Annotated in this window: 6 protein-coding genes and 1 tRNA gene; 4 read left to right on the forward strand and 3 right to left on the reverse strand. The window is 74.8% G+C overall.

Annotated elements, in window-relative coordinates; translation table 11 throughout:
* Positions 1-331: 331 nt before the first annotated feature.
* The 4 genes from ACZ619_RS10050 to ACZ619_RS10065 all read left to right on the forward strand — a co-directional run bounded on the left by ACZ619_RS10050 (position 332) and on the right by ACZ619_RS10065 (position 7,390).
* Positions 332-1,537: a DNA polymerase III subunit delta' gene (locus ACZ619_RS10050; RefSeq protein WP_469596488.1), complete on the forward strand. Its 1,206-nt coding sequence runs from the start codon at positions 332-334 to the stop codon at positions 1,535-1,537.
* A gap of 198 nt (positions 1,538-1,735) precedes the next feature.
* Complete coding sequence (locus ACZ619_RS10055) at positions 1,736-3,376, forward strand: alpha/beta hydrolase (protein WP_469596490.1); 1,641 nt, start codon at positions 1,736-1,738, stop codon at positions 3,374-3,376.
* Positions 3,377-3,483: 107 nt separating this feature from the next.
* Positions 3,484-3,560 (forward strand) — tRNA-Thr (locus ACZ619_RS10060).
* Between the two features lie 107 nt (positions 3,561-3,667).
* Entirely contained in the window at positions 3,668-7,390 is a 3,723-nt protein-coding gene (locus ACZ619_RS10065; protein ID WP_469596492.1) for a BTAD domain-containing putative transcriptional regulator, read from the forward strand.
* Here the strand turns inward: ACZ619_RS10065 and ACZ619_RS10070 are convergent, their stop codons facing one another.
* From ACZ619_RS10070 to ACZ619_RS10080, 3 genes are read right to left on the reverse strand one after another with little or no spacing between them, the layout of a single operon-like run.
* The gene (locus ACZ619_RS10070) at positions 7,391-8,620 is read right to left on the reverse strand and encodes a ricin-type beta-trefoil lectin domain protein (protein ID WP_469596495.1); all 1,230 of its coding nucleotides are present in this window, start codon (positions 8,618-8,620) and stop codon (positions 7,391-7,393) included.
* Between the two features lie 41 nt (positions 8,621-8,661).
* Positions 8,662-9,840, reverse strand: coding sequence for an RICIN domain-containing protein (locus ACZ619_RS10075; protein WP_469596498.1), 1,179 nt, complete (start codon positions 9,838-9,840; stop codon positions 8,662-8,664).
* Positions 9,837-10,676 (reverse strand): type VII secretion system-associated protein, encoded by an 840-nt coding sequence (locus tag ACZ619_RS10080; protein WP_469596499.1) that lies wholly within the window; start codon positions 10,674-10,676, stop codon positions 9,837-9,839. Before ACZ619_RS10080 ends, ACZ619_RS10075 begins: the two co-directional genes overlap by 4 nt.
* Positions 10,677-10,718: the final 42 nt, after the last annotated feature.

Genomic DNA, 10,718 nt, shown 5'->3' on the forward strand with positions numbered 1-10,718 from the left:
GCGGGGGCGGTACGGGCCGGGTTGCCGGCCGGTACCGCCCCCGTCGGCACTGCGGCCACCACGGCGGCCGACCCCACGGCGCGGACCGCGTTGCCGGTGGCGGGCCGGAGGGTTGTCCGTGGTGGCGCGCACGGTTGTCGGTGGTGGGCTGGATGATTGCCGGTGGTGGGTCGCGTGGCTGTCGGTGGCGGCGCGCACGGTTGTCGGTGGCGGGCCGGATGGTTGCCGGTGGTGGGTCGTGTGGTTGTCCGTGGTGGCCCGCACGGTTGTCAGTGGTGGGCCGCACAATGGAGAGCGGACCGTGATGTTGGACGAAAGGGCGGCGTGACCCATGACCGTGTGGGACGACCTCGTCGGGCAGGAGCAGGTGAGCGAGGTGCTCACCGCCGCCGCCCGGGACGCCGACGCCCTCGTCACCGCCGCCGCGAACGCCGCGCCGCCGCCTGAGTCGTCGAAGATGACCCACGCCTGGCTGTTCACCGGCCCCCCCGGCGCAGGCCGCAACCAGACGGCGCGGGCCTTCGCCGCCGCCCTCCAGTGCGTCAGCCCCGACCGCGCCCTCGGCGGTGCCCCCGGCTGCGGCTTCTGCGACGGCTGCCACACCGCGCTGGTCGGCACCCACGCGGACGTCACCACGGTCGCCGCCGTCGGCGCCGAGATCCTCGTCAAGGACATGCGCGACACGGTCCGCAAGTCGTACACGTCCCCGGCGAACGGCCGCTGGCAGATCATCCTCGTCGAGGACGCCGAGCGGCTGAACGAGAAGTCGGCCAACGCCGTCCTGAAGGCCGTCGAGGAGCCCGCCCCCCGCACGGTCTGGCTGCTCTGCGCACCCTCGCTGGAGGACGTGCTGCCCACGATCCGCTCCCGCTGCCGCCACCTGAACCTGCGCACGCCCTCGGTCGAGGCGGTCGCCGACATGCTCGTCCGGCGCGAGGGCATCGAGCCCACGGCCGCCGCGCACGCCGCCCGCGCCACCCAGGGCCACGTCGACCGGGCCCGCCGGCTGGCCACCGACCCCGCCGCCCGCGAGCGCCGCGCCGCCGTACTGAAGCTGCCGCTGCGGCTGGACGAGATCGGTGCCTGCCTGAAGGCCGCCCAGGAGCTGGTGGACGCGGCCGCCGAGGACGCCAAGCAGCTCGCCGAGGAGATGGACGGCAAGGAGACCGAGGAGCTGAAGGCGGCGCTCGGCGCGGTCCAGGGCGGCCGCATGCCGCGCGGCACGGCGGGTGTCATGAAGGACCTGGAGGACATGCAGAAGCGCCGCCGCACCAGGACCCAGCGCGACAGCCTCGACGTCGCCCTCACCGACCTCACCGGCTTCTACCGCGACGTCCTCGCCCTCCAGCTCGGCACCCGCATCGCCCTCGCCAACGCGGACGCCGAGGACGCCCTGGAGCGGCTGGCCCGGGCCGGTTCCCCCGAGTCCACGCTGCGCAGGATCGAGGCGATCGCCGCCTGCCGGGACGCCCTCGACCGCAACGTGGCACCACTGCTGGCGGTGGAGGCGATGACGATGGCACTCAGAGCGGGCTGAACCAGGCCCCGCCCGAGCTCCGCCCCCACACCCCCCTGCCCCCACACCCCCCTGCCCCCACACCCGTCCCGGCCTCCACACCCGCCCCGGCCCCGCGCCTTGACCGGTTGTCCTCGCCGCCGTTGACCGGGGTCACCCGTACGAGCCACAGCCAACACGCACAGCACGTAGATCATCTCTCAGCGTTACGCTCGATCGATGCACATCAGGCGAATCCCCCGCCAGACCCCGCCCCGGCACCGGCCCGGGACGCGGATCCACGCCCGTCCCCGGTCCCGTACCCGGACCGCGGCGGCCGCCCTGCTCTCGGCCGCCGCGCTGCTCGTCTCCGCGTGCTCCTCCTCCGGGAGCCCGTCGGCGTCCGCGACGACGGCCGCCGACGCCGCCCAGCTGGCCGCGCTGCCCCGCTCGACGCCGTCCGCGCTGGCGCCGTACTACGACCAGAAGCTCAGCTGGCGCGAGTGCGGTGTGCCCGGCTTCCAGTGCGCGACCATGAAGGCCCCGCTCGACTACGCGAACCCCGGCGCGGGCGACGTCCGGCTGGCGGTCGCCCGGAAGAAGGCCACCGGCAGGACGAAGCCGCTCGGTTCGCTGCTGGTCAACCCGGGCGGCCCGGGCGGCTCCGCGGTCGACTACCTCCAGCAGTACGCCGGCATCGGCTACCCCGCCGAGGTGCGGGCCCGCTACGACATGGTCGCCGTGGACCCGCGCGGGGTCGCCCGCAGCGAGCCCGTCGAATGCCTGAACGGCCGGCAGATGGACGCGTTCACCGAGACCGACATGACGCCCGACGACCAGAAGGAGACGGACGCGCTGGTCGGGGCGTACAAGAAGTTCGCGGAGGCCTGCGGGGCGCACTCGGCGCAGCTGCTGCGCCATGTCTCCACCGTCGACTCGGCACGGGACATGGACATCCTGCGCGCGCTGCTCGGCGACCCGAAGCTGAACTACGTGGGGGCGTCGTACGGCACGTTCCTCGGCGCGACCTACGCGGGGCTCTTCCCGGAACGGGTCGGCCGGGTGGTCCTGGACGGCGCGCTGGACCCCTCGCTCTCCGCGCGCCAGCTCAACCTCCAGCAGACGGCCGGTTTCGAGACGGCGTTCCAGTCCTTCGCCAAGGACTGCGCCAAGCGCACCGACTGCCCGCTCGGCGCCAAGGGCAGCACGCCCGAGCAGATCGCCGACAACATGAGGACGTTCCTCCAGAAGACCGACGCGCACCCCGTCCCGACCGGTGACCGGGACGGCCGCAAGCTGACCGAGTCCCTTGCCACGACCGGTGTGATCGCGGCGATGTACGACCAGGCGGAATGGGAGCAGCTGCGCGAGGCGCTGCACGCGGCGATGACGGAGAACGACGGCGCGGGCCTGCTCGCCCTCTCCGACAGCTACTACGAGCGCGGCGCCGACGGCCGCTACTCGAACCTGATGTCCGCCAACGCCGCGGTGAACTGCCTCGACCTGCCGCCCGCGTTCAACGGCCCCGGGCAGGTCGAGAAGGCGCTGCCCGAGTTCGAGAAGGCGTCCCCGGTGTTCGGCACGAACCTGGCCTGGGCCTCGCTGAACTGCGCGTACTGGCCGGTCAAGGCCACCGGGGAGCCGCACCGCATCGAGGCGAAGGGCGCCGCCCCGATCGTCGTGGTCGGCACCACCCGCGACCCGGCGACCCCCTACCCCTGGGCCCGGTCCCTGGCCCGCCAGCTCTCCTCGGGCCACCTGCTCACCTACGTCGGCGACGGCCACACGGCGTACGGCAGGGGCAGCGCCTGCATCGACTCGGCGATCGACACCTACCTCCTCCACGGCACCCCGCCGGCGAACGGAAAGCGCTGCTCATAGCCCTGCCGTCCGCCCCGGAGCCGCCCGCTCCGGGGCGTGTGCGGAGCACCTCCCGAAACTGTGTAGACTTACCGACGTCGCTGATCGCACCATAGTGCGGGCGACGCGCCGCCTTAGCTCAGATGGCCAGAGCAACGCACTCGTAATGCGTAGGTCTCGGGTTCGAATCCCGAAGGCGGCTCCACTTGAGGCCAGGTCACATCCGATGTGACCTGGCCTTTTTTGGTGTCCCGAGGTGCGGTTGATGTGTGCACGGGGTCGGGTGGGCGTAACGCTTACGATTTTCCCACCATGGTGCGGTTGCGAGTTCTGGGGTCCATCGAGGCCGAGGTGAACGGCGTACGGGTCGCACTCGGCGGGCCGCGGCAGAGGGCCGTCCTCGCACTGCTGCTCTGCGCCCGGGGCGGGGTGCTGTCCGTCGACCGGATGGTCGAGCAGGTCTGGAGCGGCAGACCGCCGGCGCGCGCCCTCACCTCGCTCCAGGCGTACGTCTCCCATCTGCGCCGGGTCCTCGAACCGGGCCGGGCGCCCCGGGGCCGGGCCGAGGTGCTGGTCAGCGCCGCGCCGGGGTACGCGGTGCGGCTGCCCGAGGACGCGGTGGACGCGTGGCGGTTCGAGGCGGTGCTCCGGCGGGCCCGCGACGCCGGCGCGGACGAGGCCCGGGAACTGCTGGAGGACGCGCTGGGCTGGTGGCGGGGGCCCGCCTACGCGGAGGTGGTCGACGAGGACTGGGCCGTCGCCGAGGTGGCCCGGCTGACGGAACTGCGGCTGACCGGACAGGAGTTGTTCATCGACGCGCTCGTCCGGGGCGGACGGTGGGCCGAGGCGGTGCCGTCGGCGGAGGTGCTCACGCTGGAGCATCCGCTGCGTGAGGAGGGGTGGCGGCTGCTGGCCACGGCGCTGTGGGGCGTGGGCCGCCGCGCCGACGCCCTCGGCGCGCTGCGCCGCAGCCGCCGGATCTTCGCCGAGGAGCTCGGCCTGGAGCCGGGTCCCGCGCTGGCCGAACTCGAACTCGCGATTCTGGGACGGGGTGGCGGGGGCGGGGGCAGGGACGAGGGAGGGGCGGGGAGGGCCGGCGCCGGGCAGGAGGGTCCCGGGTGTGAGGTTCCTGGGCGAGTCGGTCCCGGGCCTGTCGTTCAGGGGCCGGTGGTTCAGGGGCGGGCCGTCTCCGGGTGGGCTGTCGCCCGGGCCGTTGCTGTCGCCGACTCCGTTCCGGCTGAGGACCCCGCCGTGGCTGAGGACCTCGCCGTGGGTGAGGACCCCGCTGTGGCTTTCGACGCCGCCGTGGCCGGCGACCTCGCCGTGGTCGGCGGCCTCGCGGTGGTTGACGACTCCGCCTCGGCTGTCGATCCCGCCTCGGCTGTCGCCCCGGTGGTGGCCGTTGCGTCGGCGGGGGCTGTGGCGGGGGCTGTGGCGGGGGCGGGCGTGGGGGGCGGTGGGGTGTGCCTCGATGACGGGGATCTCTTTGTCGGGCGGGAGGCTGAGCTCGGGGTGGTCGCGCGGGTTGCCGCCGGGGCGCGGTACTCGGGGGGTGTCGTGCAGGTCACCGGGGAGGCGGGGGCCGGGAAGACGCGACTGCTCGGGCGGGCCGTCCAGCTGCTGGACGGGGAGGGGTGGACCGTCGTGGTCGGGCGGTGCCCGGAGTTCGACGGGGCGCCGCCCGCCTGGGCGTGGGTGGAGGCGCTGCGGGAGCTGGCCCGGCGGGTGCCGCCCGGGGAGCCGGAGGCGGTGGCCCCGTTGCTGCGGGAGTGGGTGCCCGGGGAGCCGGGGGAGCCCGTCGCGGGGCGGTTCCTGCTGCACCGCGCCGTCGGGGCGTGGATGGCACGGGCCGCCGCCGAGGCCCCGCTCGCCGTGGTCATCGACGACCTGCACCGCGGCGACATCGAGACCCTCGCGCTGCTGGAGCACCTGACCGGCTTCGACGCCCCGCCGGTGCTGGTGCTCACCGCGCACCGGCCCACCGAGGCCGGCGACCGGCTGGCGGCCACGCTCGCCCACCTCGCGCCCCGGTCGGCGGACCGAGTGGTGCTGGGCGGTCTCGCGGCCGAGGACGTGCAGACCCTGGTGACCGCGGAGTACGGCAGGCCCGTCGACCCGCACACCCTCGCCGCGCTCACCGAACGCACCGGCGGCAACCCGTTCTACGTACGGGAGAGCGCCCGGCTGCTGGCCGGCGAGGGTTCGCTGGTCGCGCTGTCCGAGGTGCCGCAGGGAGTACGGGACGTGCTGCGCCGACGGCTCGGACGACTGCCCGTACGCGCCTTCGACGTGCTGCGGCTCGCCGCGGTCGCCGGCCGGGACGCCGACGTGGACGTGCTGGTGCACGCGGCCGAGATGACCGAGGACGAGGTGGTGGAGGGGCTGGAGGCGGGTGTCGTCGCGGGGCTGCTCCTCGAACCCCGGCCCGGGCGGGTCCGGTTCGCCCACGCGCTCGTCCGCGACACCCTCTACACCGACCTCACCGGGCTCCGCCGCGGACGCGCGCACGCGCGGATCGCCGAGGCCCTGCACGAGCTGCGCCCCGACGACTCCACCGCCCTCGCCCACCACTGCGCCCGCTCCGGTACGGCCGCACTGGCCCCGCTCGCCGTCGAACACGGCCTGCGCGCCGCCGAGCTGGCCGAACGCAGGTATGCCCACGACGCCGCCGTAGGACTGCTCGAAGGGGTGATCGAGTCGTACGAGCGGGTGTCCGGGGCCGGTGAGGACCAGGACGCGCGGCGGGTCGAACTGCTCGGGAAGCTGCTGCGGGCCCAGGTGCGGGCCGGCACCACGCCCGCGGCCCGGCGGACCCGGCGGTGGGCGATGGACCTCGCGGAACGGGCCGGGCGGGACGACCTGCTCACCGCCGCACTGACGGAGTGGCAGGTGCCCACCCCGTGGCAGACGCGCCCCTACGGAGCCGTGGACCGCCACCTCGTGGCCGCCCTGGAACGGCTCCTCGCCCCCGTCGCCGTCGCCCCCGTCGCCCCCGTCGCCGTCGCCCCCGTCGCCCCCGTCGCCGTCGCCGTCGCCGACGTCGTCGGCCCGGACCCGGCGACCCGCTGTCTGCTGCTCGACACCCTGGTCGCCGAACTGACCGGTGAGGACGACGCCGTACGGGTCGTGCGGGCGGCGAGGGAACTCGTCGCCGTGGCCCGCCGGAGCGGGGACCCGGCGCTGCTCGCCCTCGCGCTGGCGTCGGCCGCCAAGTGCCGCTCCTACGAACGGGCCGTCGGCTTCCGCGCCCGCTGCGCCGCCGAACTGCGCTCCCTCGCCGAGCGGTTGGACCTGCCGGTGTACCGCTGGGTGTGCGAGTTCATCGACGGCAGCGTCGCCGGGGCCCTGGGTGACCCGGCGGCGCTGCGCCGGCACGCCGAGGCCGGGCTGGAACTGGCACGCCGGTACCGGCTGGTCGAACCGGAGGCCGTGCACCGGGCCAGCCTCGCGATGCTGGCGCAGGTGCGCGGCGACTTCGAGGGCGCCCTGCGCGGCTACGACGAGGTCGGCGCCCTCATGCACCGGCACGGCATGATGCACGCCCGCGACTTCCACGAACTGGCGCTGATCACCGTCGGGTTGGGACGGGGCGGGAGCACGGTGGAGCTGGCGCGGCTGGCCCGGCAGCGGTACGAGCGGTACGGGCCGATCGAGGGCGCCGCCTACGCGCTCGCCCTCGCCCGGCTGGGCCGGCTGGAGGAGGCCCGCGCGGTCGGGCGGAGCCCGCTGCGCCACGACCACCACCACATCCGCAACACCTGTATCGGGGCCGAGCTGGCCGCGCTGCTCGGACGGCGGGCCGAGGCGCCCGAGCTGATCCGCCGACTCCTGCCGGTGCGCGACCAGTTGTCCGGCGGCGCGTACACCGTGTTCGCCATGCAGCCGGTGGCCCACTACCTGGGCCTGCTGTACCGGCTGCTCGGCGAGGAGGAGACCGCCGTGCGGTACTTCACCCGGGCGGAAGGGGTCGCGCGGCGGTGGGGATCGGCGCACTGGGCGGCCGCCGCGCGGAGCGAGCGGGACGAGGTGGCCTGATCAGGCCTTCCCCCACTTCTGGTTGCCGTTCCCGGAGCACGTCCACAGCTGGAGCGGTGTGCCGTTGGCCGTCAGCTGGTCCTTGACGTCCACGCACTTGTCGGCCTTGACGCTGACCAGGTCGTGCGAGGAGTTCAGGCGGAACTGCTGGGCCTGGTTGCCGGAGCAGTTCGCGAGCTGGATCACCGCGCCGTTCGCGGTCGAACCCCAGGCCACGTCCATGCACTTGCCCATCGAGCGGACCGTGCCGTCCGACATGAACTTCCACTGCTGCCAGGCGTCCCCGGAGCAGTCCCAGATCTGCAGGTGCGTGCCGTCCTTGCTGGAGCCGTCGGTGACGTCGATGCAGCGGTTGGAGGCGTAGCCGCGGATCGCGACGCTCGCGACCGTGGTGGTCGTCGTGGTGGTGGTGCCCGAACCGGAACCGGAGTCGGTGTCCTTGGCCGTGTCCGACGATCCCGAGTCCGACTTCGTGCTCGAACCGGAGGAGGTGGTGCCCGACTCGGTGTCCTTCTTCGTCGAGGACGACTTCTTGCCGGTCCCGGTGGACGTCCCGTCCCCTGACGCGTCCGGGGACGCCGAACCGTCGGCGGAGACACCGGAGTTCGCCGCGTGGCCCGAACCGCCCGCGCTCTTCGGGTCGGCCGGGGTCCCGCTGCCGGGGGAAGGTGTGGCGGAGCCGAAGACCCCGGGTATCTCCTGGTCGTTGGCGCCCCCGAGGACGGTGCCGGCGAGGGCGTCCGTCGTACGGCGGTGTCCTTGCCGGTCGCCGCTGTTCGTGCCGATGAGGAACGGGACGGCGATCAGCAGGGTCCCGGCGATGGCGGCGCCGGCGAGGAGGCTCTTGCGGGGGCGCCCGGGGTGGGCGGCGGTGGCGGTGGCGGGTTCTGCGGAGTCCTCCTCCTCTTCATGGGCGGTGCCGGTGCCGGTGCCGGTGCCGGTGTCCGTGTCGGCATCGGCGCCGGTGGCGGTGGCGGTGTCGGAGTGCGCGGTCGTGTCCGTGGCCGTGCCGGGGGAGGGCTGCTCCTCCTCCTCGGCCGGTGCCGGTGCCGGTGCCGAGGTTGCGGTTGCGGTTGTGGCCGAGGTCGTGGGTGTGGCTGTGGCCGGCTCACGGGCCGGCTCGGACCGGGTGCCGCTCCCGCTTCCCGTCCCGGTCTCCGGGACAGGCGCGGTCGTGGGCTCGGCGGCAGCGGTGGCGGTCGCCGTCTGCTCAGGGGAAGCGGCCGTCATGGTGTCCTTCTGTCTTCCGGCTTCTCTCGGGTGGGCGGGCGTCATGCCGTGCTCCACTTCTGGTTGTCGGCGCCGGTGCAGGTCCACAGCTGGAGCCGGGCGCCGTTGCCGGTGCCCACGTCCTTGACGTCCACGCACTTGTCGGCCTGGACGTTGACCAGGTCGTGGGCCGTGTTGAGGCGGAACTGCTGGGCGCCGGTGCCGTTGCAGGAGACCAGCTGGATCGGGGCGCCGTCGTCGCGGGAACCTCCGTCGACGTCCATGCACATGCCCAGCGCGCGGACGGTTCCGTCGGCGGCGAACTTCCACCGTTGCCTGGCGGCACCCGAGCAGTCCCAGATCTGGAGGGGGGTGCGTTCGGCGGTGGAACCTCCGGTGACGTCCAGGCAGCGGCCGGACCCGTGGCCCCGGACCCGGACCCCGGCGGTGGCGGCGGTGGCAGCGCGGGTGGCCTTCGTGGAGGAGGCCGCCTCGGTCGCGGTGTGCGTGGCGGACTTGTGCGGCTTCGCCGAGGTGCTGTCCGGGGACGGCTGGTCGACGGCCCCGGTGGCGGCCTCGTTCGGGGACGCCAGGGTGGAGGGGGCGCCGTCGGCCGTGGGCGAGGCGGTGCCGTACGCGCCGGTCTCGGCACTGTCGTTCGCGAGGCCGCCGAGCACGGTGTTCCCGGTGCTGTCGGCCCGCGCGGACCGTTGATCGTCGTCCTGACCGGTCAGGAGGAACGGTACGGAGACCAGGAGCGCGCCGAGGAGGGCGGCACCGGCGAGGAGGGCCTTGCGCGGGCGGCGGGGAGCGGCGGGGGACGCGGCGGTGCCGGTGGGGGCGCCGGCCGCGTGGGCGGAGAGGGCGGCGGCGCCGGACCGGGTGGACCGGGCGTTCCCGCGCAGGCCGAGGCCGATCGCCGGGGCCCGGGGCGGCTCGGCGGCGGTGGCCGCCGCGAACTCGGCCGCGGCGGCGGACATCGGGGGTGCCGCCTCGGTGTCGGCCCCGGGCGACCCCGCGGACGAGGACGACCCGGTGGACGCCTCCCCGCCCTGACGCCCGGTGCTCCCGGCGGCCTCGGCGATCGCCGACGGCCCCTTCTGCCGCCGGGGCAACGGCTGGGCCGACCCCGTGCCGAACGCCACACCTTCGGCCGCCGACTCCTCGGGAGAGGGAGAGGGAGAGGGAGAGGGAGACGACGAGGACGAGGACGAGGACGACGAGGACGACGAGGTGCTCATGCGGCACCTCCCGCGGCCACGGCACCACCGGCACCAGCACCAGCACCAGCACCAGCACCACCGGCATCGGCACCACCGGCACCAGCACCGGCGAAGCCGTCGGACGTGGTGGAGACCATGGGCGTGATGGGGGCCTTGGGCACATCGTCGTAGTCGGCGTCGGCGTCGGCGTCGGCGTCGGCGTCGGCGTCGGTCGTGGACGGGGCGGCGGACGTCCGGGAGCCGTCCGGTGCGGACGCCGGGCTCTCCGTCTCCGCCGTCCCGGCCGGCGTGGTGGGACCGCTCGGCTCTCCCGCGGCACCCGTTCCCGTGGAATCCGCCGCGGACAGGAGTTCCTCCGGGGTCACCACCAGGCAGGCCGGGCCCGCCGGGTTGACGGTGAGGGGGAGGCCGTGGGCGGCCAGGGCGGTGGCGGGCAGGGCCGCGTGGGCGAGGGCGGTGGTGAAGGGCTGGTGGGGCGGGGAGGTGAAGACCGGGATCGTCGGGGTGCCGTCGGGTGCCGTCAGGGGCTGGGGACCGCCGGCCGGGGTCGCGAGGAACGTGACCTCCGCCTTCGCCAGGGCCCGCAGCGCCTCCCCGACCGGTGCGTATCCGGTGACCGCCGACTGGACGGCCGCGTCCACCGGGTCCGTCGGTTCGGGCCAGCCGAGGGACGACGGCGAGGGCCGGTACTCCTCGTTGGGCTGCCACTCCTCGATCTCGCCCGAGGCCCCGGACCGCCACTCGCCGACGACGGCCCAGTGCGGCGGCGGACCCTCGCCCCGCCAGCCGGGGTCGACGACGCCGAGCCAGTGGTCCGGGGCGAGCAGGGCCGCCTCCCGGACGTCTTCCGGCAACGGTGGTGCGTCCGACGGGAGGTGCCGATCCCGCCCTTCCTC

It is taken from the genome of Streptomyces sp. NPDC104367 (assembly GCF_055583825.1).